The 23,362-nt window shown below is 68.6% G+C and carries 23 protein-coding genes; 14 read left to right on the top strand and 9 right to left on the bottom strand.

Going from position 1 to position 23,362, the window contains the following annotated elements; translation table 11 throughout:
* Window positions 1-30 precede the first annotated feature (30 nt).
* From AC3EO7_RS01925 to AC3EO7_RS01905, 5 genes are all read right to left on the bottom strand, one after another.
* On the bottom strand, window positions 31-1,035 hold the full coding sequence (locus AC3EO7_RS01925) for a VWA domain-containing protein (RefSeq protein ID WP_431968918.1): 1,005 nt from the start codon (window positions 1,033-1,035) through the stop codon (window positions 31-33).
* On the bottom strand, window positions 1,032-1,988 hold the full coding sequence (locus tag AC3EO7_RS01920; RefSeq protein ID WP_431968920.1) for a DUF58 domain-containing protein: 957 nt from the start codon (window positions 1,986-1,988) through the stop codon (window positions 1,032-1,034). Before AC3EO7_RS01920 ends, AC3EO7_RS01925 begins: the two co-directional genes overlap by 4 nt.
* Before the next feature lie 32 nt (window positions 1,989-2,020).
* Complete coding sequence (locus tag AC3EO7_RS01915; protein ID WP_431968922.1) at window positions 2,021-3,196, bottom strand: AAA family ATPase; 1,176 nt, start codon at window positions 3,194-3,196, stop codon at window positions 2,021-2,023.
* Window positions 3,197-3,312: 116 nt separating this feature from the next.
* The gene (locus tag AC3EO7_RS01910; protein WP_435590279.1) at window positions 3,313-4,725 is read right to left on the bottom strand and encodes an NlpC/P60 family protein; all 1,413 of its coding nucleotides are present in this window, start codon (window positions 4,723-4,725) and stop codon (window positions 3,313-3,315) included.
* A 266-nt stretch (window positions 4,726-4,991) separates the two neighbouring features.
* Window positions 4,992-5,567 carry an Rv1476 family membrane protein gene (locus AC3EO7_RS01905; RefSeq protein ID WP_435590278.1) on the bottom strand — a complete coding sequence of 192 codons (576 nt, stop codon included), beginning with the start codon at window positions 5,565-5,567 and terminating at the stop codon, window positions 4,992-4,994.
* A 289-nt stretch (window positions 5,568-5,856) separates the two neighbouring features.
* Here AC3EO7_RS01905 and AC3EO7_RS01900 point away from each other — a divergent pair, with 289 nt between their 5' ends.
* A complete protein-coding gene (locus AC3EO7_RS01900) occupies window positions 5,857-8,673 on the top strand; it encodes an aconitate hydratase (RefSeq protein WP_431968928.1) in 2,817 nt (938 codons plus the stop codon).
* Window positions 8,674-8,803: 130 nt separating this feature from the next.
* Window positions 8,804-9,370 (top strand): TetR/AcrR family transcriptional regulator, encoded by a 567-nt coding sequence (locus AC3EO7_RS01895; protein WP_011210017.1) that lies wholly within the window; start codon window positions 8,804-8,806, stop codon window positions 9,368-9,370.
* 6 nt (window positions 9,371-9,376) lie between these two features.
* Here AC3EO7_RS01895 and AC3EO7_RS01890 read toward each other — a convergent pair whose 3' ends face one another.
* Together AC3EO7_RS01890 and AC3EO7_RS01885 are read right to left on the bottom strand one after the other, a co-directional pair.
* The gene (locus AC3EO7_RS01890) at window positions 9,377-10,168 is read right to left on the bottom strand and encodes a hypothetical protein (protein ID WP_435590277.1); all 792 of its coding nucleotides are present in this window, start codon (window positions 10,166-10,168) and stop codon (window positions 9,377-9,379) included.
* Window positions 10,169-10,294: 126 nt separating this feature from the next.
* On the bottom strand, window positions 10,295-10,801 hold the full coding sequence (locus AC3EO7_RS01885; RefSeq protein WP_431968932.1) for a MarR family winged helix-turn-helix transcriptional regulator: 507 nt from the start codon (window positions 10,799-10,801) through the stop codon (window positions 10,295-10,297).
* A gap of 150 nt (window positions 10,802-10,951) precedes the next feature.
* On the opposite strand from AC3EO7_RS01885, the gene AC3EO7_RS01880 reads away from it, so the two are divergent.
* The 4 genes from AC3EO7_RS01880 to AC3EO7_RS01865 all read left to right on the top strand — a co-directional run bounded on the left by AC3EO7_RS01880 (window position 10,952) and on the right by AC3EO7_RS01865 (window position 13,562).
* Entirely contained in the window at window positions 10,952-11,374 is a 423-nt protein-coding gene (locus AC3EO7_RS01880; RefSeq protein WP_431969108.1) for a cupin domain-containing protein, read from the top strand.
* A 78-nt stretch (window positions 11,375-11,452) separates the two neighbouring features.
* Window positions 11,453-11,869 (top strand): acyl-CoA thioesterase, encoded by a 417-nt coding sequence (locus AC3EO7_RS01875; protein WP_431968934.1) that lies wholly within the window; start codon window positions 11,453-11,455, stop codon window positions 11,867-11,869.
* Between the two features lie 259 nt (window positions 11,870-12,128).
* The gene (locus AC3EO7_RS01870) at window positions 12,129-12,584 is read left to right on the top strand and encodes a hypothetical protein (RefSeq protein WP_435590276.1); all 456 of its coding nucleotides are present in this window, start codon (window positions 12,129-12,131) and stop codon (window positions 12,582-12,584) included.
* A 15-nt stretch (window positions 12,585-12,599) separates the two neighbouring features.
* A complete protein-coding gene (locus tag AC3EO7_RS01865) occupies window positions 12,600-13,562 on the top strand; it encodes an MvdC/MvdD family ATP grasp protein (RefSeq protein ID WP_431968938.1) in 963 nt (320 codons plus the stop codon).
* 154 nt (window positions 13,563-13,716) lie between these two features.
* Here AC3EO7_RS01865 and AC3EO7_RS01860 read toward each other — a convergent pair whose 3' ends face one another.
* Both AC3EO7_RS01860 and AC3EO7_RS01855 read right to left on the bottom strand, forming a co-directional pair.
* Complete coding sequence (locus tag AC3EO7_RS01860) at window positions 13,717-13,956, bottom strand: helix-turn-helix domain-containing protein (RefSeq protein ID WP_357459224.1); 240 nt, start codon at window positions 13,954-13,956, stop codon at window positions 13,717-13,719.
* Window positions 13,957-14,039: 83 nt separating this feature from the next.
* Window positions 14,040-15,671 (bottom strand): ABC-F family ATP-binding cassette domain-containing protein, encoded by a 1,632-nt coding sequence (locus tag AC3EO7_RS01855; RefSeq protein ID WP_431968940.1) that lies wholly within the window; start codon window positions 15,669-15,671, stop codon window positions 14,040-14,042.
* 187 nt (window positions 15,672-15,858) lie between these two features.
* On the opposite strand from AC3EO7_RS01855, the gene AC3EO7_RS01850 reads away from it, so the two are divergent.
* The 8 genes from AC3EO7_RS01850 to AC3EO7_RS01815 all read left to right on the top strand — a co-directional run bounded on the left by AC3EO7_RS01850 (window position 15,859) and on the right by AC3EO7_RS01815 (window position 23,296).
* Complete coding sequence (locus tag AC3EO7_RS01850; protein ID WP_431968942.1) at window positions 15,859-16,623, top strand: SDR family oxidoreductase; 765 nt, start codon at window positions 15,859-15,861, stop codon at window positions 16,621-16,623.
* A gap of 229 nt (window positions 16,624-16,852) precedes the next feature.
* A complete protein-coding gene (locus AC3EO7_RS01845; RefSeq protein ID WP_435590275.1) occupies window positions 16,853-17,962 on the top strand; it encodes a lycopene cyclase family protein in 1,110 nt (369 codons plus the stop codon).
* A complete protein-coding gene (gene ku, locus AC3EO7_RS01840; protein WP_435590274.1) occupies window positions 17,962-18,918 on the top strand; it encodes a non-homologous end joining protein Ku in 957 nt (318 codons plus the stop codon). Before AC3EO7_RS01845 ends, ku begins: the two co-directional genes overlap by 1 nt.
* Before the next feature lie 126 nt (window positions 18,919-19,044).
* Window positions 19,045-19,464: a DUF4247 domain-containing protein gene (locus AC3EO7_RS01835; protein ID WP_435590273.1), complete on the top strand. Its 420-nt coding sequence runs from the start codon at window positions 19,045-19,047 to the stop codon at window positions 19,462-19,464.
* Window positions 19,465-19,506: 42 nt separating this feature from the next.
* Window positions 19,507-19,932, top strand: a complete 426-nt coding sequence (locus tag AC3EO7_RS01830; protein WP_431968950.1) for a DUF350 domain-containing protein — start codon at window positions 19,507-19,509, stop codon at window positions 19,930-19,932.
* Window positions 19,933-21,498, top strand: a complete 1,566-nt coding sequence (locus AC3EO7_RS01825) for a polyamine aminopropyltransferase (RefSeq protein ID WP_435590272.1) — start codon at window positions 19,933-19,935, stop codon at window positions 21,496-21,498.
* Window positions 21,499-21,577: 79 nt separating this feature from the next.
* Window positions 21,578-22,132, top strand: coding sequence for a GNAT family N-acetyltransferase (locus AC3EO7_RS01820; protein ID WP_431968954.1), 555 nt, complete (start codon window positions 21,578-21,580; stop codon window positions 22,130-22,132).
* Between the two features lie 222 nt (window positions 22,133-22,354).
* Complete coding sequence (locus AC3EO7_RS01815) at window positions 22,355-23,296, top strand: response regulator transcription factor (RefSeq protein ID WP_435590271.1); 942 nt, start codon at window positions 22,355-22,357, stop codon at window positions 23,294-23,296.
* The last annotated feature ends 66 nt before the right edge of the window (window positions 23,297-23,362 follow it).

Below are 23,362 nucleotides of genomic sequence, written 5' to 3'. Positions count from 1 at the left end.
ACCCTGTGCGATGCCACAGCGAGCGCGGCGTTACGGCAGGCGTTGACGATAGAGCAATCCGGTCACGATGCCTGCGGCGACGACCAGCATGCCGAGCAGCAGCCACGGCCTGCTCGCGTCGCCACGCGTCGTCTCGTAACCGATCTGCTCTTCGAGAGTGTCGTAGACGGCGGTGAGTTCCTCCAGGCTGGAGGCGGTGTAGAACTCGCCGCCGGACAGCTGGGCGATCTCTTGCAACGAGTCGTTGTCGACGGGCACCTTGACCCGCTGCGCGCCCTGCCCGTCCTGATCCGGGATCTCCACCGAACCCCATTCGGTGCCGAAGGAGATCGTCGACACCGGAATGCCCTTGTTCTTGGCCAAGCGAGCGGCGGTGAAGGCGTGCCTCGGGTTGTCCACGTCCTTGTCGTCGGGCACGGTCTGCTTACCGTCCGACATCAGCACGACGCGCGCCGGCGGCGGGGTCTCCGCTCCACCGAGCACGGTGGCCAGGGTGTCGATGGACTGGAGCGCGGTCAGGATGCCTTCACCGGTCGCGGTGCGTTCGGCGAGCTTGATGTTGTCGATGGCGGCCTTGACCGACTCACGGTTCGTCGTCGGCGACACCATCACCGAGGCGGTGCCCGCGAAGGTGACGAAACCGAGGTTGATGCCCTGGGTCAGCCCGTCGACGAACGCCTTGCCCGCCTCCTGGGCGACTTGGAGCCTGCTCGGCGGCACGTCGGTGGCTTCCATGGACAGCGAAACGTCCATCACCAGAACGACTGTCGCGCGGTTGCGCGGCACCTTCTTGACCGCCGTCGGACCGGCGGCGGCGACGGTCAGGAACATCAGGCCGACCAGCATCAGCGCGATCGGCACGTGCCGCATCGGACTCGGCCGCGCGGGCGCGACCTTCTCCAGCAGCTCCATATTGGTGAAGCGCAGCATCTGGCGGTGCCTGCTGCGCTGCACCAGCACGTAGCCGAGCGCGATCAACACGACGATCGCCAGGAAACCGAGCCAGATCAGTGCGGTGAAATGCGAAATACTCACTGGCGCGGCACCCGCCCGGTCGGGGCGCCGAAGCTGTGACGCCGGGTGGATACGAACCGGACCACGTCGGCGATCCAGTCCCGGTCGGTCTGCAGGGTCAGCACAGGCGCGCCGCAGCTGCGCAGCGCCTGCTCGACCTGCTCGCGGTGCCGCTGCGCGGCGGCCGCGAAATCGCTACGGAGCGTGGGGGTCACGCTGAACTCGCGGGTGCGGCCGGTCTCCGGGTCGTGCAGCACGACATCGCCCACATCGGGCAGCTCCAGATCCCGCGGGTCGAGTACCTCGACCGCGAGCAGATCGTGGCGCGCGGAGATGGCGCGCAGCGAACGCTGCCAATCGATCTCGCCGAGGAAGTCGCTGATGATCACCGCCAGACCGCGTTTGCGTTGCGGGCGGCGCAGCGACTCGATGGCGCCGCGCAGATCGCCGCGCACTCCGTCGCGGGCGTGCGGGGTGGTGGCCACGCCGCGCAGCAGCGACTGGGCGTGAATTCGCCCGCTGCGCGCGGGAATTCGCACCAGTTGCTCGCCCGTGGCGACGACCGCGCCGATCCGGTTGCCGCCGCCGCTGGTGAGGTGGGTGATCGCCGCGGCGGCCGCGATGGCCAGATCGCGTTTCTGGCAGGCCGCCGTGCCGAAGTCGAGACTGGCCGAGAGGTCGACGACCATCCAGGTCTCCAGCTCGCGATCGGCGATCATCTGCCGCACGTGCGGATGCGTGGTGCGGGCGGTGACCGACCAATCCATCTGGCGCACATCGTCACCCGGCTGATACATCCGGGATTCGCCGGGCTCGGAGCCAGGGCCGGGAATGAGGCCGAGGTGGTCGCCGTGCAGCACGCCGTCCAGCCGCCTGCGCACGGTGAGTTCCAGGGTTCTCAGCGCCGCCGAGAGCCGCGGGTCGGTCAGCTCTCCGGCTCGGAACGACGGCGGTGCGTGCGATGACGTTGTCACTCGGGAACCCTCGGGCGCGGCCGACGCGGCCGTCACTTGGTCTGGTGGTTGCCGGCGGCCGGAGCCATCTGCGGCTGGCTCTGCTGCTGCGGCGGCTGCGGAATCTGCTGCTGGTGCGGCGGCTGGGGCGCACCCGGCGCGGGCGCGGGCTGGCCGGAGTGCACCGCCTGCGGCGCGACCTGCGGCAGGCCGACGGTCTGCAGCACCCGCTTGATCACGTCCTCCGGGCTGACCTCGTCGGCCAGCGCGTCGTAGGACAGCACGAGGCGGTGGCGCAGCACGTCCGGGATCACCTCGACCACGTCCTGCGGCACCACGTAATCGCGGCCGCGGATCAGCGCGACGGCGCGGGCCGCGGCGATGATGCCGAGGCTGGCGCGCGGCGAGGCGCCGTAGGCGATCCAGTTCGCCACGTCGGCCATGCCGAAGTCGAGCGGCTTGCGGGTCGCCGCGATCACCCGGACCACGTAGTCGACCAGCGCGTGGTGCACGAAGGTGTTGGCCGCGACCTTCTGCAACCGGATCAGGTCCTCGGGGCCGAGGATCGGCTTGGCCTCCGGCGGGGTGACGCCCATCCGGTAGATGATCTCGCGCTCTTCCTCGACCGAGGGGTAGTCGACGACGACCTTGAACAGGAAGCGGTCGCGCTGCGCCTCGGGCAGCGGGTAGACGCCCTCGCTCTCGATCGGGTTCTGGGTCGCCATGACCAGGAACGGATCGGGCATCGGGTAGGTCTTGCCGCCGATCGACACGTGCCGCTCGGCCATCACCTCGAGCAGTGCGGACTGCACCTTGGCGGGCGCGCGGTTGATCTCGTCGGCGAGCACGAAATTGGCAACGACGGGGCCGAGCTCGGTATCGAATTCCTCGCGGCCCTGGCGGTAGATGCGGGTACCGATCAGGTCGGTCGGCACCAGGTCGGGGGTGAACTGGACGCGGGAGAACGAACCGCCGACCACCGTGGCGAAGGTCTCCACCGCGAGGGTCTTGGCGATACCCGGCACGCCCTCGAGCAGCACGTGGCCGCGCGCGAGGACGCCGACGAGCAAGCGTTCGACGAGCCGATCCTGACCCACGATGACCCGCTTGACCTCGTAGATCGCCTTCTCCAGGGTCTGAACGTCACGCTCCAGGGTGCCCGACGCGGGCTCCGGCGCCTCTTTCGCCAGATCTGCCCCGCTCACACTGTCCGTCGAAGTCACCAACATCCCCGCTTTCGCCTTGGTCTTAGTGCGTGCTCGCCCCAACTATTCCAGGTATTCGCGCAGCATGCCGCAACCGGCTCCGGTATCAGGGGAATTCGTGCCGTATCGATAACGGTTTCTCAGGTCACGATGCGGACCGCGTACGGCATGATGCCGCTCTCGCGGACCGGGGACACCTTCACCACGTCGCCGGATTGGGGCGCCTCCACCATCTTTCCGTCGCCCAGATACAGCGCCACGTGCTGGCTGCCGTTCGGGCCCCAGAACAGCATGTCGCCGCGGGCGCGCTCGTCCACGGGAACGCGGGTGCCCGCGTTGTACTGATAGCCGCTGTAGTGCGGCAGCGAGACGCCGATACCCGCGAAGGCGTAGATCATCAGGCCCGAGCAGTCGAAGCCGACCTTGTTGAAATCGCCGTGGCTGTCGGCGACGCCGCCGTCGCGAATACCGAGCGTCGGACCGTCCTCGTCGCCGCCGCCCCACGCGTACTGCACGCCGAGCTGCGAAAGTGCCCGGTCCACCACGATTTCCACCGCCTGCGAGCCGCGCACCGACGGCCCGCTCGGCCGCGGCGTGCTCTGCCTCGGGGCGGGCGCGTTCTCGAGCTGGGTGTGCGGGCGTCTGCCGTTGCCCGCCTGGGCGGCCCGGTCACGAGAGGCCTGGTCGGCAGCGGCGCGGGCCGCCGCGGCCGCCGCGGCGGCGCGGATCGCGGCTTCCTCGGCGCGGCGTTGTTCGTCCCAGGCCAGGAAGGCGTCGCGCTGGCTCTGCAATCCGGCGACGTTGGTACGGGCGATGTCGAGCCTGCCCTGCGCGGCGTCGCGCTCGCGCAGCAGTTCGTCGCGCCGCACGGTCTGCTGATCGAGTTCGGCCTTGGCCGCGGCCACCGCGTGCTCGGCCTCGTTCTTCTTCTCCTCGGCCAGCGCGGCGGCCGCGTCGGCCTCCGATTTGGCTTGGCGCGCACTGGAGTTCCTGTTGCCCTGGGCGATCTGGGCGCGGCGCAATTCGTCGAGCACCTGCTGCTGGTTCTTCGTCACCAGGCCGAGCAGCTGCGACCGGTCGATCGCGCCGCCGGGGGTCGAGGCCGACAGATGGGTGATCATCGAGCCGGTGCCTGGCCGGGTGTAGGCCTGGGTGGCGAACTCGTCGAAGTTCCGTCTGGCCTGCGCGACCTCGTCCCCGGCCTGCGAGAGGTCGGTCTGGGTCTGCACGACGACGGCGGCGGCCGCGTCGGCGGCATCGCGCGCGTTCTGCAGGTCGACCAGGGCCTTGTTGACTTCCTCGCGCTTGCGCGCCACCGCGTCGTCGAGTTCCTGCAGCTGCTGGTTCACCGCGCCGACCTGGTTGATCAGCGCGCCGACCTCGGTGACGCCCGCGTCGACGCGGGCCCCGGCAGCGGCGATCTCACCATCGCTCGGATTGGGCGGGGCGGGTGGCACGGCGGCGGTCGGTCCCGCGGTCAGCGCGACGGAGACCAGCAACCCGAGAGCGACCGATAGTCGGCGGCACCGACCGGTCGGACCTTTTTTGTGCATCGCATCTCCCAAGGACTCGAACGCGGCTTCGCCTCACGAGCCCCGACCGAACCATCCAGCTCAGTGGTCGGCGGGCAACCCTCGACTACACAGTTTCCCCATCAGTAGCCACTTGAACCGTACGACACTTCTTTCACCAAGAGAACTCCAGCAACACAATCACACGCACGCAATTTGCACATTGCCCGGAATTAGCCGGATCGCCGATCGGAGTGTGGGAGATGAAACAAACCGAACGTCAGGAAAAGTGACGGAAGGGAAACCGCTTATCGAATGGGAGCCGCGAGCTCATCGCCCTCGGCAACCGGCACGGCCGCGGATTCGCGAGCCGCACGCCGCGACTTCACCCAGTACAGCCCGGCGATGGCGATCGCCGTGCCCGCCAGCAACACACTGGTGATCGCGGTCCACGAGAGGGCCTCCGGCTCCTCGAGGCGGTCGACGAAGACCCGCGCGGCCTCGACCGAGTTGCCCTGCTTGCCCTTGGCGACGTCCTCGGCCCATTCCAGCTGCACGCGGCTGATGGAATCGCTGTAAGTGCCGACCCAGTCGTCGCTGAGCACGACCACGGTGCCGTGCTGGGACTTGCCGATCTCGGTGGCCAGGTCCCGTAGATTGGAGTCGTGGCCTGGATTGCCGGGGATGACCACGATGCTGAGCGGGATCCCGTGCGATCGAGCCTCCGTCACGATCGCCTCGAGTCCCGCCTGATCCTTCCCCTTCGGCGTCGCCACGTGATTGTCGGCGACGTCGGCCTTGATGGTCCGCAACGCGCTGTCGTTGATGGTGGGCGGCAGTTCCGCGGCCATGGGGGAGAACACCGAGGTGTACGAGGGGGCCATCTTCCATCCGGTCTGTCGATCCGCGTCAGCGGGCGCTGCGACGGGCATCCAACTCTGCAGGGTGAGCTACCTATACCCCGACTAGCTCGAAAGCACAGTACGCGACACGATGTTCGTTCACCGCCACCCGCCACACCGAACGGCCCCCGCGCATTTCACAGGACAAGCGTACTGTTAGAGTCGTGGCGCGAGGAACCGGCGCTCCCCCAGGCGCTGGAGCCCCTCCAAAGACTCGAGTCGCCGGCACAGCCCCGCCGGTGACCAACCCTCACAGACGAGTGGAGCTGACGTGACGACAAGTATCGATACTTTCGGCGCCAAGGGCACCCTCGAGGTCGGAAGCAACTCCTACGAGATCTTCCGTCTCTCGGCCGTGCCCGGCACCGAAAAACTCCCCTACGCACTGAAGGTCCTCGCGGAGAACCTGCTTCGCACCGAGGACGGCGCCAACATCACCGCCGACCACATCCGCGCCATCGCGAACTGGGATCCCTCGGCCCAGCCGGACACCGAAATTCAGTTCACCCCGGCCCGCGTGATCATGCAGGACTTCACCGGTGTGCCCTGTGTCGTCGACCTCGCCACCATGCGCGAGGCCGTCACCGCTCTCGGCGGCGACCCGAACAAGGTCAACCCGCTCTCCCCCGCCGACATGGTCATCGACCACTCGGTCATCCTCGACGTCTTCGGCCGCGCCGATGCCCTCGAGCGCAACGTCGACCTGGAGTACCAGCGCAACGGCGAGCGCTACCAGTTCCTGCGCTGGGGCCAGGGCGCCTTCGACGACTTCAAGGTCGTCCCGCCGGGCATGGGCATCGTGCACCAGGTCAACATCGAGTACCTGGCGCCGACCGTCATGGTCCGCAACGGCCAGGCCTACCCCGACACCTGCGTCGGCACCGACTCGCACACCACCATGGTCAACGGCCTGGGCGTGCTGGGCTGGGGCGTCGGCGGCATCGAGGCCGAGGCCGCCATGCTCGGCCAGCCGGTCTCCATGCTGATCCCGCGCGTCGTCGGCTTCAAACTGACCGGTGAGATCCAGCCGGGCGTCACCGCTACCGACGTCGTGCTCACCGTCACCGACATGCTGCGCAAGCACGGTGTGGTCGGCAAGTTCGTCGAGTTCTACGGCAAGGGCGTCGCCGAGGTGCCCCTCGCCAACCGCGCCACCCTGGGCAACATGAGCCCCGAGTTCGGCTCCACCGCCGCGATCTTCCCGATCGACGCGGAGACCATCAACTACCTGCGCCTGACCGGCCGCAGCGACGAGCAGCTCGCGCTCGTCGAGGCGTACGCCAAGGAGCAGGGCATGTGGCACGACGCCGATCACGAGCCCGCGTACTCGGAGTACCTGGAGCTGGACCTGAGCACCGTGGTGCCGTCCATCGCAGGCCCGAAGCGTCCGCAGGACCGAATCCTGTTGTCGGAGTCCAAGACCGCGTTCCGCAAGGACATCCACAACTACACCAGCGACGCCGAGAGCGGCCCCGCCGCCGTGACCCCGCACTCGCACCTGGACGAGGCCGTCGAGGAGTCCTTCCCGGCCAGCGATCCGGCCGTGCTGTCCTTCGCCGACGACGACGCGATCCTGCCGTCCGCCGCCAACGGCAGCGTCGGCCGCCCGTCCAAGCCGGTCAAGGTCTCCGATCCGGAGCGCGGCGATTTCGTGCTCGATCACGGCGCCGTCGTGGTCGCGGGCATCACCTCCTGCACCAACACCTCCAACCCGTCGGTCATGCTGGGCGCCGCCCTGTTGGCTCGCAACGCGGTCGAGAAGGGTCTGTCCTCCAAGCCGTGGGTGAAGACCAACATGGCGCCGGGCTCGCAGGTCGTCGCCGACTACTACGAGAAGGCCGGCCTGTGGCCGTACCTCGAGAAGCTCGGCTTCTACGTGGGTGGCTTCGGCTGCACCACCTGCATCGGCAACACCGGCCCGCTGCCGGACGAGATCTCCAAGGCGATCAACGACAACGATCTGTCGGTCACCGCGGTGCTCTCCGGTAACCGCAACTTCGAGGGTCGCATCTCCCCCGACGTGAAGATGAACTACCTGGCCTCGCCGCCGCTGGTCATCGCGTACGCGCTCGCGGGCACCATGGACTTCGACTTCGAGACCGACGCCCTCGGCCAGGACACCGACGGCAACGACGTCTTCCTGAAGGACATCTGGCCGTCGCCGCAGGAGATCGACGACACCATCAAGTCGGCGATCAACCGCGACATGTTCACCAAGTCCTACGCCACCGTCTTCAAGGGCGACGAGCGCTGGCAGAACCTGAGCACCCCGGAGGGCGACACCTTCGCGTGGGACGAGAACTCGACCTACGTCCGCAAGGCGCCGTACTTCGACGGCATGGAGATGGAGCCGGCCCCGGTCACCGACATCAAGGGCGCTCGCGTGCTCGCGCTGCTCGGCGACTCGGTCACCACCGACCACATCTCCCCGGCCGGTCCGATCAAGCCGGGCACCCCGGCGGCGCAGTACCTCGACTCGCACGGCGTCGAGCGCAAGGACTACAACTCCCTTGGCTCGCGTCGCGGTAACCACGAGGTGATGATCCGCGGCACCTTCGCCAACATCCGGCTGCGCAACCAGCTGCTCGACGATGTCTCGGGTGGCTACACCCGCGACTTCACCCAAGACGGCGGCCCGCAGGCCTTCATCTACGACGCCTCGCAGAACTACCAGGCCGCGGGCATCCCGCTGGTCGTGCTCGGCGGCAAGGAGTACGGCTCGGGTTCCTCGCGTGACTGGGCCGCCAAGGGCACCAGCCTGCTGGGCGTGAAGGCCGTCATCACCGAGTCCTTCGAGCGCATCCACCGCTCGAACCTCATCGGTATGGGCGTCATCCCGCTGCAGTTCCCGGCCGGTGAGTCGGCCGCGTCGCTGAAGCTGAACGGCACCGAGACCTTCGACATCGAGGGCATCACCCAGCTGAACGAGGGTGTGACTCCGAAGACCTTGAAGGTGACCGCCACCAAGGAGACCGGTGAGAAGATCACCTTCGACGCGGTGGTTCGGATCGACACCCCCGGTGAGGCCGACTACTACCGCAACGGCGGCATCCTGCAGTACGTGCTGCGCAACATGATCCGCGGCTAGGTCGGGTTCCGGGGATGATCCCCCAGCGGTCTTCCCCGACCGTCAGCTCGTGAAGGGTCCGCGCATCGCTTCGGCGATGCGCGGACCTCTCCGCATCCCGCCGCGCCACCCGCTTCGGAGGAGCCACGCCATGCCCAAAGTCAGTGATGATCACCTCGCCGCCCGGCGCAGTCAGATTCTCGACGGGGCGCGGCGCTGCTTTGCCGAATACGGGTACGACGGCGCGACCGTGCGCCGCCTCGAAGAGGCCATCGGCCTGTCCCGCGGCGCCATCTTCCACCACTTCCGCGACAAAGACGCGCTGTTCCTCGCGCTGGCGCAGGAGGACGCCGAGCGAATGGCCGACGTCGCGGCCAATCAGGGCATCGTGCAGGTGATGCGCGATATGCTCGCCCACCCCGAGCAATTCAATTGGCTCGGCACCCGTTTGGAGATCGCGCGGCGGTTGCGCACCGATCCCGAATTCCGCGCGGGCTGGACCCAGCGCTCGGCCGAACTGACCGCCGCGACCCTGGCGCGCTTGGAGCGCCGTAAGGCCGCGGGCGCACTGCGCGACGACGTCCCCACCGACGTCCTGCTCGGCTATCTCGACCTGGTCCTCGACGGCCTCATCGCCCGGATCGCCTCCGGCCACACCAACGAAAACCTCTCCGCCGTCCTCGATCTCGTCGAAGCCTCGGTACGCCGCAAGGACTGACCGGCGTCAGTGCGTGGCGTTCAGGTAGTCGGCCGCGTGTGTGGTCCAGAGGACGTTCGTGCCCGGCATGTTGTGGCCCGAGTAGAGGACGTGCTGACCGTCCGGCCACGGCGTGAGGTAGCCGATGACGCCCTGCACGGCCTTGGTGTAGCGGTCCAGGTTGGCCAGCGGGTTCTGCAACAGGAAGCGCAGCAGTTCGTCGAAGATCAGCGGGGTCACGTTCCCGAAGCGAGCGCCCTCGACGAACGAGAACGGGGAGATGCCGACGTCGATCACGCGCAGCGGCGAGTCCGCGGGCGAGGCCGTGATGATGTCGCCGGGATTGGCGTACTCCTTGACGTCGAGACTCGGCCACGCGCCGCGCTGCCCGTGCAGCCCGTAGGTGGACGGCGGGCACAGGTTGCCCACGGACTGGCCCGCTTTGCGCAACGGGTTGGCGATGTTCACCGTGAACGCGATCTCGAGCGGCGAACCGTCGACGTTGCGGTACTTGCCCGACCTGACGCCCTCCAGAATGCGGCTCGCGCAGATCCCGCCCAGCGAATAGCTCAGCAGCCCGCAGACATTGGGCGAATCCTGGATCGCGCGCACGCCGGCCGCGATACCGAGCCGCACCGAGGTCTCCAGCGAAGGACCCCATACGTCGGGCGCCGGGCCGACCGACGCGGGCCAGTTCGGCTCGAACGCGGTGAACTTCTCCGGATCGAGCAGCTTGGTGACGTCGCGCAGCATGCCCGCGGGGGCGCCGTCCGCGTTCCGGGGCTCGCCGGTGCCCCGGAGGGTGATGATGTCGATCATCGGTTCTCCTTGCCCGCCTGGAATTCTGGAGCCAGGGCCACACGGTAGGTCCGCGCGGCGCGGGGCACACGAGTAGCGCACTACTCGATTTCGCACGACGCTTTCCGCGACGCGCCCGGCCGAATGTCAGTCCTTGCCTTCGAGACTGGCGAGCAGGCGCCGCGCGATGCGGTCCAGATCCTTGCGGTCCTGCGCGGAGAGCACCGAGAGGATGCGGGTCTCGTTGAGGGTGTGCGCGGTCACCACGGTGTCGACCAGTTCCCTGCCCTCGTCGGTCAGCGCCACGCGAACGGCACGCCGGTCGGTCGCGTCGGCCAGGCGGCGCACCAGACCCGCCGATTCGAGCCGGTCGAGGCGCCCGGTCATGCCCGCGCGGGAGAGCATCAGCGTGTCGGCGAGCACCGAGGGGTTCAACTCGAAGGGCGCGCCGGAACGGCGCAGAGCGGCAAGCACATCGAACTCGCCGCGTTGCAGTCCATGCGCGGTGAACACCGCCTCGATCGCGTGCTGCGCCACGATCGTCAGCCGCCCGAGCCGCCCGATGATCGCCATCGCCTCCAGGTCGAGATCGGGTCGCTCGCGCCCCCACTGCTCGGCGATGGCGTCCACGGGATCCGTTGTCGTGTCAGTCATGGACACGATTCTATTCGCTGATATATAGTTCGGTAGCGAATTATCAATCACCGAACTACTGGAGTAGTCATGACCACCTCCCTCCCCCGCCGCGACTTCGCCATCCGTCAGCCGCACGAGGCGGAGAATCTCGGCACCGACACCGCGCGCATGCGTCTCTTGATCGACGCGAACGAGACCGGCGGGTCGGTCAGCAGCCTGGAAGTCACCATGGCCCGCGGCGCCGACGGGGCCGCGCCGCACTACCACACCAAGTCCGACGAGCTGTTCTACGTGGCGGAGGGCGAACTCCAGGTGCTGGCGGGCGACAAGATCGTCACCGTCGGCGCGGGCGGCGCGCTCGTGGTCCCCAAGCTCATGCCGCACGCGTTCGGCGCGTCGCCGGACAGCTCCGCGCGGCTGCTGATCGCGCTCATGCCGGGCGTCGAACGTTTCGAGTACTTCCGCCTGCTCGACCGCCTCGGCAGGGGCGAGGCGACGCTCGACGACCTGGCCGCTGCACAGGAGGAGTTCGACAACCACTTCGTGGACGCACCGCAGTGGTGGGCGGAGCGGAACGCCAACCGGCGGTAATGCGTTGGCGCGCAGGACTGTGGCGCATACTTCAGCCGGCCCGGGAACATCCGTGGGCCGCGACGGGTTCGACTTGGCATGACCTTTTCCGTCCCCGTCGTCGTCCGCGGATACGAGCTCGACACTCAGGGCCACCTGAACCAGGCGGTATACCTGCAGTACGCCGAGCACGCCCGCTGGGAGCTGCTACGCGCCGCCGGGATCGCGCAGGAAAAGCTCATCGCGGCAGATATCGGCCCGGTGGTCCTGGAGACCACGATCAAGTACTTCCGCGAACTGCGCGGCGGCGACGAGGTGACGATCAGCTGCGAATTCGAGTGGGCGGCGGGCAAGATCTTCCGGATGCGCCAGCAGATCCGGAAGCTGGACGGTACCGTCTCGGCCGAAGTCGCGGTGACCGGCGGCCTGCTCGATCTGTCCGCGCGCAAGCTGGTCGCCGAGCCGGGCGAGCGTTTCCGAGCTCTCGCCGAGCGACCGGATCTACTCGGTCTGTAGCACCGAGGCGCGGGCGGTATGGCCGCCAATCTTGGGCAATACTCGTCCGCTACCCCCATATGGAATTAGCTGAAAGATAGCGGCAGGGCTATTTTCGGACTGCCGAAAATCTTTCGGCGCTAGCGCCTTCCGCGTCCGGATCCGGTTTGCCAACGGCCGTGAAATCTTTCGATCTGGGCCGAGGGAGCCCCCTCCCGCGTTATGATTCGGTTCACGCTCGGGGGTCCTGGCAAATCGCGAGCAGATCGGAGAGCAGACCATGGCCGACGCAATCCACCGCCCCGGTGCCACGTCGACGGAAGACCGCGTACCCGCGCTGCAGGGCCGTTTGGTGGCCGAGTCGGAACGCGAGATCACCGTCCGCGTCGCCGAGGGCACGTGGACCTTCCGCCGTGACGATGTGCTCCGCGTGCTCGACAACGCCGCCGACGACCGCGTGGGCGACGGCAGGCCGGTGCTGGTGGACATCCGCCCCGGCGCCACCGCGGATTTCACCCGCAGGCTGCGCATCGATCTCGTGGACCGGCCGATGACCATCGCCGGGCCGCCCTCGGAAGCGCTGGGCGACGAACTGCTGCAACAACTCACGGCCACCTGGGCCGATCGGTTGCGGCTGGTGGACTATCCGGCGGGCAGCGGTGCGACCTATACCTATTGCCAGACGAAATCGTTCGCGACGAGCGACGACGGCATCAACTGCGACAGTCTCGACTGAGCGGATCTGTTGCCCATGGTGAGCCGTCTCCCAGGCTCGGTCCTGATCGTTTCCGAATCCGATGATCTGCACGCCACCGCGATGGCGGCGACATTGCGAGAACACCACGGACTCAGTCCGATACACCTCGACCTGCGCGATTTCCCGCGCGAGTCAGGCAGTTTCCGGCTGGACCGGCTCGGCACCACGCGCTCGCTCTCGCACGTCATCGGGCTCGACACCGTCCGCTCGGTGTGGTGGCGGCGACCGCACCCGTGCCAGGTGCCCGGCGGCGTCCGCGCCTCCGACGACGCCTACCGTCAGGCCGAATGCGACGGCTTCATCCAGGGCCTGCTGTGGTCGATCCCGGCGTTCTGGATCAACGATCCCGGCGCCGACCGCACCGCGGCCCGCAAGATCGTCCAGCTCGAGACGGCGCAGCGGGCCGGATTCGCGATACCGGAGACGCTGATCACCAACGATCCGGACGAGGCCCGCAGCTTCGCCGAATCACGGCCCGGCCCAGTGGTTTACAAGCGCACCGGCACGGGGCGCGCGGAGTTCGCCGAGACCAGGATCATCACCTTGGCCGACTTCGGCAAGCTGACCGGCATCAGGTCGGCGCCGACCACCTTCCAGGACTACATCCAGGCCGAATGCGATCTGCGGGTGGTATGGGTGGACGGCATCGCGTGGACGGTGCGCATCGACTCCCAGGCGGGCGTCGGCCGGGTCGATTCGCGGCTGGACACCTCCGTCGAGTTCGCCCGCGACCAGCTGCCCGCCTCGGTGAGCAAATCCCTGGCCACGCTCATGGGGGCGCTCGGCCTCAGCTTCGGCGTGCTCGACCTGCGCCTCGGGCTGGACGGCGAGTACTACTTCCTGGAGGTCAACCCGCAGGGCCAGTTCGCCTACCTGGAGATCAAGACCGGCCTGCCGATCTTCCGCAGCCTGTCCAACCTGCTCGTGCACAGCGACGGCATGGTTCCCGGCTACTGACCGAGGCTCGTCGGCCTCTCGCGATCTCTCGCCGGACCGGGTCCGCCTCGCCGCGCACCGTCGCGACATCTCGCCCGGTGCGGGCATCACGAAAGACCCCGCGGTGGCTGCGAAAGATACCGCGCAGCCACCGGATTCGAGCCGGCGCGGACGGCTACTTGCCTACGCCCTTACGGCGGTTCGCTCCACCGCGGCTGCGGAGTTGCACATGCGACTCCACCAGCACGTTGTGGATGAAACCGTAGGAGCGCCCCGTCGACCGCGCCAGCGAGCGGATGCTTGCACCCGCCTCGTATTGCTTCTTCAGCTGCGATTGCAGACGGTCACGCGATTTCCCCGTGACGCGTGTGCCCTTACCCAATACGGCCTTGCTTTGTGTGGCCCTGTCGCTCATGGCTTCCTCCGAGTCGCCGAGCAGCGCGTCTTTCCAGGCTAAGCACTGAGCAGTCCGTGATCAACGGGTTCGTGTGATGAAACTCACGCAAGCTGAATAAGTTCCAAATATTCCGCGGACCAGTGGTCTTCGGTGCCATCGGGGAGGAGAATGACCCGCTCCGGGGACAGCGCCTCCGCGGCGCCCGGATCGTGGGTGACCAGCACGACGGCCCCCGCGTACGTGCGCAGGGCGTCGAGCACCTGCTCACGGGACACCGGATCCAGGTTGTTGGTCGGCTCGTCGAGCAGCAGCACATTGGCCGCCGAGGACACCAGTCCGGCCAGCGCCAGACGGGTCTTCTCGCCGCCGGACAGGGTGCCCGCGGGCTGGTCGAGCTGCGGACCGGTGAACATGAACGCGCCGAGCAGCCCGCGCAGGTCCTGCTCCCCCGCGTCCGGCGCCGCGTGCCGGATGTTCTCCCAGACCGTGGCGTCGTCGTCGAGGGTGTCGTGCTCCTGGGCGAAGTAGCCGATCTTCAGACCGTGACCGGGCACCAGCCCGCCCGCGGTCGGCTGTTCCACCCCCGCCAGCAGGCGTAGCAGGGTCGTCTTGCCCGCGCCGTTGAGGCCGAGCACGACGACCCGGCTGCCGCGGTCGATCGCCAGGTCGACGCCGGTGAAGATCTCCAGCGAGCCGTACATCTTGGTCAGGTTCTCGGCCATCAGCGGCGTCTTGCCGCAGGCGGCGGGCTCGGGGAACTTGATCCTGGCCACCTTGTCGGCGACTCGCACGTCGTCCAGCTCGTCGAGCAGCCGCTCGGCCCGCTTGACCATGTTCTGCGCCGCAACGGCTTTCGTCGCCTTGGCGCCGAGCTTGGCGGCCTGCGCCTTGAGCGCGGAGGCCTTCTTCTCGGCGTTGGCGCGCTCGCGGCGGCGGCGCTGTTCGTCGGTGGCGCGAGCGTCGAGGTACTTCTTCCAGCCCATGTTGTAGACGTCGGCCTCGCCGCGTACGGCGTCGAGGAACCACACCCTGTTGACCACCGCGTCGAGCAGCTCGACGTCGTGGCTGATCACGATCAGGCCGCCGTCGTGGCTCTGCAGGAACCCGCGCAGCCAGGTGATCGAGTCGGCGTCGAGGTGGTTGGTCGGCTCGTCCAGCAGCAGGATGCGGTCCGAGCGCCCGCCGCTGCCGTCGGAGGCGGAGAACAGGATGCGCGCCAATTCGATTCGGCGGCGCTGACCGCCGGAGAGGGTGCGCAGCGCTTGACCGAGCACCCGGTCCGGCAGACCGAGGCTGTGGCAGATGCGGGCGGCCTCGCTCTCCGCGACATAGCCGCCGAGCGCCGAGAACCGCTCCTCGAGCCTGCCGTACTTGCGGATCGCCTTCTCGCGCTCCTTCTCGTCGGCCACCTCGGCCATCAGCGCCTGCTGCTTCTCCATGTCGCGGATCAGCGTGTCGAGGCCGCGGGCCGAGAGCACCCGGTCGCGCGCGAGCACGTCCAGATTGCCTTCCTTGGGGTCCTGCGGCAGATAGCCGATCTCGCTGGAGCGCAGGATCTTTCCGGCGTACGGCTCGCCCTCGCCCGCCAGGATGCGCAGCGTGGTGGTCTTGCCCGCGCCGTTGCGCCCGACCAGTCCGATGCGGTCACCGGCCTGCACCCGCAGCGCGGGACCGGGCGCCGACAGCAGGGTGCGGACTCCGGCCCGGACCTCGAGGTCGGTCGCGGTGATCACAGATGGGCTCCTCACGGATGGCGGTGCTGGGGTGTTACGGCCGGGGCCGGGCTCGCTGCCCGATTGTGCGCCCCGAAACGCACAAGAACCACCGATTTTACCTGTGCCCCGACGGGGCCTCGCACCAGAGGAAGCCGGTGTGACCGCGGTAACTGTCGTTCGCCCGGCTTCGGTAGCGTGCGGTGTCATGAGTACCGATCTGTTGGGCAAGAGCGCGCTGGTCAGTGGGGCCAGCCGGGGCATCGGCAAAGCGGTGGCGGCCGAGCTGCTGCGCCGCGGCGCGAACGTGGTGATCACCGCGCGGAAACCCGAACCGCTGGAGGCGGCCGCCGCCGAGCTGCGGGAGCTGGGCCACCAGGGCGAGGTCGTGGCGCTGGCGGGCAACTCCGGCGACGCGGACAGCCGCGCGGCCGCGGTCGCGCGCGCGGTCTCGGAGTTCGGTTCGCTCGACATCCTGATCAACAACACCGGCATCAATCCGACCTACGGCGCGCTGATGGACGCCGACCTGGATGCCGTGCGCAAGATCTTCGATGTCAACGTGGTCGCGGCGCTCGGGTACATCCAGGAGGCGTACAAGGCGTGGATGGGCGAGCACGGCGGCGCGATCGTGAACGTCGCGAGCGTCGCGGGCATCCGCTCCAGCGGCGTGATCGCGGCTTACGGTGCCTCCAAGGCCGCGCTCATCCACCTCACCGACGAGCTGGCCTGGCAGCTCGGCCCGAAGATCCGGGTGAACGCGGTGGCGCCCGGCGTGGTCAAGACCAAGTTCGCCGACGCGCTCTACTCCGCCGACGAGGAGCGGGCGGCGGCGATGTACCCGATGAAGCGGCTCGGCGCGCCCGAGGACGTCGCGCGGCTGATCGGGTTCCTGGTGTCGGACGAGGCCGCGTGGATCACCGGCGAGACCGTGCGGGTCGACGGCGGACTGCTCTCCACCGGAGGCATCTGAGCCGCACTGCTCAGGCGACGGCCGTCGCTGCCGCTCGGCGCCGATCGGCCCGGAACCAGGCCCTGCCTCGAAGTCCGGCCGGATGCATCCGTGGCGGCGATCTGGGCCGCGAAGGCGCCTGATGGGACTTCGCGACAGGGCCTAGGCTCGGCGGGACCGAGTCGATGGGAGGGCAGCAACCGATGCGCCGAGTCGTGATCGCGCCGCGCCGTCGTCCCGCGCCGCCGTCGTGACGGCCGACGTCGCCGTCTGCGGCCTCGGCCCGGCCGGACGCGCGTTGGCGCATCGGTGTCTGAGCAGAGGTCTGTCCGTGGTCGCGGTCGATCCGTCGCCCGAGCGGCGGTGGACCGCGACCTACGCGGCCTGGGCCGACGAACTGCCCGAGTGGCTGGATCCCACGCTCGCTGCGGCGACCGTGGCGCGCCCGACGGCGTGGGGCGCGCGGCGGCACGAGCTGGATCGGCCCTACGTCGTGCTCGACACCGAGCGGCTGCGCGACTCGCTCGCACTCGACGGGGCGGAGATCGTCGCCGATCGCGCCGTACGGCTCGATCGGCGCGCGGTGACGCTGGCCTCGGGCCGGGTGCTCACCACCGAGCGCGTGATCGACGCGCGCGGAATCGCCCGCTCCCCCGCTCGCGCCGAGCAGACCGCCTACGGGGTGGTCGTCGGCGCGAGCGCGGCCGCGGGGATCGAGCCGCTGTTCATGGATTGGCGCGCCGACAACGGCGCGGGCCCGGCCGCGCCGCGCTCGTTCCTGTACGCGGTGCCGCTCGGCGGCGGCGCGATGCTGCTCGAGGAGACCTGCTTGGCCGGGCGGCCCGCGCTGGACATCGGCGAGCTGCGCACCCGGCTGCTGCACCGGTTGCGTGCGCGCGGTATCGCGCTCGGCGGTGACGAGCCCGTCGAGCGGGTGCGCTTTCCGGTGCAGGGCGGCCGACCGGGCCCACGCGCGTTCGGCGCGGCGGGCGGATTCACCCATCCCGCAACGGGTTACAGCGTGGCGGCCGCGCTCGCCGCCGCCGACACGGTGGCCGCGGGACAGAATGCGTGGCCGCCGTCGGCGCGCGCCGTTCATGTCCTGCGCGCGGCCGGGCTGCGCGCGCTGCTCGCGCTGCCGCCCGCCGACGTTCCCGGGTTCTTCGACGCCTTCTTCGCACTGCCCGCGCCACTGCAACGCGCCTACCTGTCGGGTCGCGCCGACCTCGGCGGGACCGTCGCCGCCATGCGCGCGCTGTTCGCCGCGCTTCCCGCCCGATCGAGGGTGCGAATCGCCGCCGCGACCTCGGCGATTCCGGTTCGGTCGCGCGGGCGGGGTGGTTCGGCCATGATGGAGTGATGGCACGAGCTATCTGGAAGGGCTCGATTGCATTCGGGCTGGTAAACGTCCCGGTCAAGGTGTACACCGCCACCGAGGACCACGACATCAAATTCCACCAGGTGCACGCCAAGGACGGCGGCCGGATCAAGTATCAACGCGTCTGCACCGTCGACGGCAAGCCGGTCGAGTACGTCGACATCGCGAAAGCGTACGAGTCCCCGGAGGGCGACACGGTGATCCTCTCCGACGAGGATTTCGCCCGCCTGCCCGCCGCCGAGAAGCACGAGATCCCGGTGTTGCAGTTCGTGCCGTCCGAGCAGATCGACCCGATATTTTTCGACAAGAGCTACTACCTCGAGCCGGACTCCACCACGCCGAAGGCCTACGTGCTGCTGGCGACCACGCTGGAGCGCATCGACCGGACCGCGCTGGTCCACTTCACCCTGCGCCAGAAGACTCGCCTCGCCGCGCTGCGGGTGCGCGAGGGCATGCTGGTGCTCCAGACGCTGCTGTGGCCCGACGAGGTGCGCGCCGTCGAGTTCGAATCACTGGAGGACGCGACCGAGCCGCGGCCGCAGGAGATCAAGATGGCCGAGACGCTCGTCGAGTCCATGTCCGACGATTTCGACCCGAGCCAGTTCACCGACGAGTACCAGGCCGAGCTGCAGAAGATGCTCGACGAGGCGATCGCCAGCGGCAGCGACCGGGTGACCGCCAAACCCGAGCCCGTGGCCGCCGAGATGGACGCCGAGGTGGTCGATCTGGTCGCGGCGCTGCAGCGCAGCCTGGAGGCCAGCGGCAGGCGCGCGGCGGGTTCCGGCGGCGCGGCGAAGAAGACCGCCGAGAAGGCCGTGCCCGCGAAGAAGACCGCGAAGGCGGCCAAGACCACCAAGGCGGCCAAGGCCACCAAGAAGACCCCCGAGAAGCCGGCCAAGAAGGCCGCGAAGAAGACCCCCGCGCGCAAAGGCGCCTAGCGCACGGGCGAATTCGCGGACTGGACGCCGACCGTGGCGTCGGTGATACAGTGCCGGTCGAGTTTCGACGGAGGGGACTCGACGTATCACCTACCGGGCCCGGCCCGGCGCTCGACGGGGGGACGCATGAACCACCTCGGCAGAACGGTCATCGGCTTCGCGGCGCTGACCGCGCTGCTGCTCTCGGTCGTCGGCTGCGGCAAAGACATCCAGAGCGCACGCGATTTCATCGCCGCCAAGTATTCCCGGGCCACCTCGCTGGATCAGGTGAACGACGGCCGCGCCTACACCGCCGCCCTGGCGCCCGCCGCGGTCGGCAACGCCATCGCCGCGGCCGAGAAGCCGCTGGACAACCGTCGTGTCGGCGACCGCACCTATCTGCAGTACCGCAACGACATCGTCACCGTCGCCCCGCACGGGACGGGCTCGATGATCCTCGTCGACCAGTACGGCAACGGGTACCGCCGCCATCACTCGACGGTGTCGGGCTTCGGCTGGCCGAGCCAGCCGCCGGGCAGCGAATACCGCAGCCAGGGTGGCAAATAACGCCCGCGCGCTCGGGGATCGTCGGAGTTTCAGGAGGAATACATGCTGGCAGACCTAGCTGCCGACGCGGGCGCCGCGCTCGCCTACACCGGCGTCGGCATCGCGTTGATGGCGTTGGGGTTCGTGCTCGTGGACGTCATCACGCCCGGGAATCTGCGCGAACAGATCTGGGTCGAGCGGAACCGGAACGCGTCGCTGCTGGTGGCGTCGAATCTGCTCGGCGTCGGGATCATCGTGGCCATGGCGATCTGGACCTCACAGGGCGCGATCGGCGAGGCGCTGGTGGCCAGCGCGGTGTACGGCGTGATCGGTCTCGGCGCGATGGCGTCGTCGTTCCTGCTGCTGGATCTGCTCACCCCGGGCCAGTTCCGAGACGTGGTCGCGGACAGCGCGATTCACCCGGCCGTGTGGGTCACCGCGGCGCTGCATCTCGCGGTGTCCTTCGTGGTGGCGGCGGGCCTGTCGTAAATGCGCGCGGGCACCGATACCGCGCCGCTACCGCCGCTGCGGCGCCGCCCGGCCCGCATCGCGTTGCTCGTCACCGCGTTCGTGTGCGCGGCCTGCGGCCTGGTCTACGAACTGTCGCTGGTGACGCTGGGCAGCTACCTGCTCGGCGACACCGCGGCGCAGGCCTCGATCACGTTGAGCGTCATGGTCTTCGCCATGGGCTTGGGCGCGCTCGCCGCGAAACCGCTGCGCGGGCACGCGGCGGCGGCGTTCGTGGCGGTGGAGTTGCTCCTCGCGCTGCTCGGCGGGCTGTCGGTGGTGATGCTCTACGCGGCCTACGCCTGGCTGAACATCTACACCACGGCGCTCATCGTGATCGCGAGCGTTCTCGGCATCCTGGTCGGCGCCGAAATCCCGCTGCTGATGGAGCTTTTGCAGCGGATACGCAAGCAGGAGCCGGGCAGCGCGGTGGCCGACCTGTTCGCTGCGGACTACGTGGGCGCGCTGCTCGGCGGGCTGGCTTTCCCGTTCCTGCTGCTTCCGATGTTCGGCCAGATCCGCGGCAGCCTGATCGTCGGCGTCGTGAACGCGGCGGCGGGACTTGCGCTGGTATTCCTGTTGTTCCGCACCGAACTCCGCCCACGTGCCCGCTGGGCCTTCGGCGCGCTGACCGCGTTCGTCGCGGCGACGCTGCTCGGCAGCTATCTGTACGCCGACCGGTTCGAAGCGACCGCGCAGCAGGCGCTGTTCGCCCACCCGATCGTGCTGCACGAGCGGACGAAGTATCAGAACATCGTGCTCACCGAATCGATCTCGCCGTTCGGCACGCCGGAAACCCGGCTCTACCTCAACGGTGATCTGCAGTTCTCCTCGGTGGACGAATACCGGTATCACGAGGCGCTCGTGCATCCTGCCCTCGCCGGTCCGCGCCGCACCGTGCTGGTGCTCGGCGGCGGCGACGGCCTCGCGCTGCGCGAGATCCTGCGCTACCCCGACGTCGAGACGATCACCCTGGTGGAGCTGGACCCGGAGATGATCCGGCTGGCCCGCACCGACGAGCGGCTGATCGCGTTGAACCGCAACGCCTTCGACGACCCGCGGGTGCGCGTGGTCAACGAGGACGCCTTCTCTTGGCTGCGCGACTCCCCCGGCGCGTTCGACGCGGTGCTGGTCGACCTCCCCGATCCCGACCAGACCTCGATCGCCAAGCTGTACTCGAAGGAGTTCTACGCGATGGCCGCCCACGTGCTCGCGCCCGGCGGCACGCTCGCGGTCCAGTCCGGTTCCCCGTTCTTCGCGCCGCGCTCGTACTGGTGCATCGCGAACACCATCCGCGCGGCGGGTCTGCGGACGCTGCCCTACCACGTCGACGTGCCCAGCTTCGGCGACTGGGGTTTCGTGCTGGCGACCAGGGAAGCCGAACCGCGCCTTCGCCTGGACGCGCCCGCCCCGCCGCGCTCGCTCGACGAGGCCTCGCTGGCGGCCGCCGCGGTGTTCGCGCCCGACCGCCGCGACACCGGCGCGCCCGTCTCGACGCTCATGCATCCGGTCATCGTGGACCTGGAACTTCGGGAGTGGCGGCGCTGAGTCACCGCGAGGTCACCAGCGCGAGGCGCGCGCTCGCGCCTCGGCCGCACAGCGGCGGGCCCCTGGCACACTGGCCGCCATGGACAACGCCACCGTGCTCGTCCCGATGGGCCTCGGCCATCTGCGCCAGGTGCTCGATCTCGGGCACCAGGTCTTCGACACCAGCACCAAGCCCTACACCTCGTGGTCGCTGACCAGCGTGGCCGAGCACCTGGACAGTCCGGACAACGCGTGCTGGGTGGCGCTGGATTCCGATCGGGTGGTGGGATTCGTGCTCGGCTCCATGGAATTCGAGCTGCGTGACGACTGGGGCTACCTCGAGTGGATCGCCGTCGCACCCGATATGCAGGGAAACGGCATCGCGCGCAGGCTGGTCGACGCGTGCTCGGCGGCGCTGTTCGCGCGCGGCGCGCTGCGCATCGTCGCCGACGTGGAGAACAACAACACCGCCTCGGCGACATTGATGACCCGCAGCGGCTTCCGTCCCGCCGCGACCGTCACACTGTTCGTGCGCCCCAATCCCGAAGAGCCGACGGCCGACGCCGACGCGGCGCTGCCGCCCATCGCTCCGGGCACGAAACGCGATCTCATCCGCCGTGGCCGGCTGGCAGGCGAGGGCCGCGGCGGACGCTGAGTGCACGGCGGCCCACCGGCGAATCGTGCCGAGTGCCCCCATTTTTAGTGGCTTGACCATTAATTCCGGCACACAGTTCTCACAGCCACGTTTCCAACCCTTGCGGTAAGTGTTAACGGATCGGGAACACTTCAAGCCGAATTGTGCGCTGCGGAACACCTGGGTTGTGGAGACAACCGTTTACGGATAGGGTCACTTCCTATAACCGGTCTCAGGTTCCAAATGCCAAGTGTCGGTGGTCGTTTCGACGCCGATTCGAGGCGGGGCCGGTTCTCTGGTTCATCGGCGAACAGAATCCAGCGGGTTGATGCCGTGTGCTGTCGTGGCATCGGCCGACGGGTCGGCAACGTACGGGGGTGTCACAAGGATGCTTGCCGTGCGCCCGACTCAAGCAACCCCGAGGTGGATGTGGTGAAAATGAGTGGAACCGCCCGAGTAAGACGCTCGGCAAACATCGAAAATGCGGCGCCGGACGCCATTTCGGAATGTTCCGCTCCACGCCTCGTCTCGGTGATACCGACAAACGATATGGCGCAACGGGTCGTCAACATTCAGATTGTGACGGACAACTTTCTCACCCGCGAGATGTTGTGCGGTTTCCTGAATTCCGAAGAGGATTTCGCGGTGGTCGGCGACGTGTCGTGGAGCGAGGCCGGATATCTCGCCGCGGCCGTGCATCCGGACGTGATCGTGCTCGACAACGACGAAATCGGCAGCGCCACCGTGCAGATGGTGCGCGCGCTGACCCGCGCCTGCCCGGCCGCGGCCGTCGTCGTGCTCAGCTCGACCGGCACCGAGACGCTGCTCTACGACATGCTCGACGCCGGCGTGCGATGCTTCCTGCACAAGAAGATCTCGCGCAGCGAGCTGGTCAGCGCGATTCGCGGGATCGCCTCGGTGGAGGACCAGATCACCGTCAGCGTGCCGCGCGACTTCCTCACCGGCTCGGCGGCGAATCGGGGCAGGCTCTCGGCGCGCGAGGAGCAGGTGCTGCGCCTCGTGGCCGAGGCGATGACGAATCGTCAGATCGCCAACGCGCTCTCGATCACCGAGGGCACCGTGAAACGGCACCTGCGGAGCATTTTCGACAAGCTGGGCGCCGTCTCTCGAATAGACGCGGTGAATCGGTACCGGGCCCATACGGGACAACAGAATTCCGCATGACGGCGCCGCCGGGCATGGTCCGCCCGGCGCCCGCGCGCGGTTGTGGCGTCGGCGACCGTTTACCCT

The organism is Nocardia sp. bgisy118, assembly GCF_057708605.1.
This window is presented reverse-complemented; position numbering and strand designations above follow the sequence as displayed.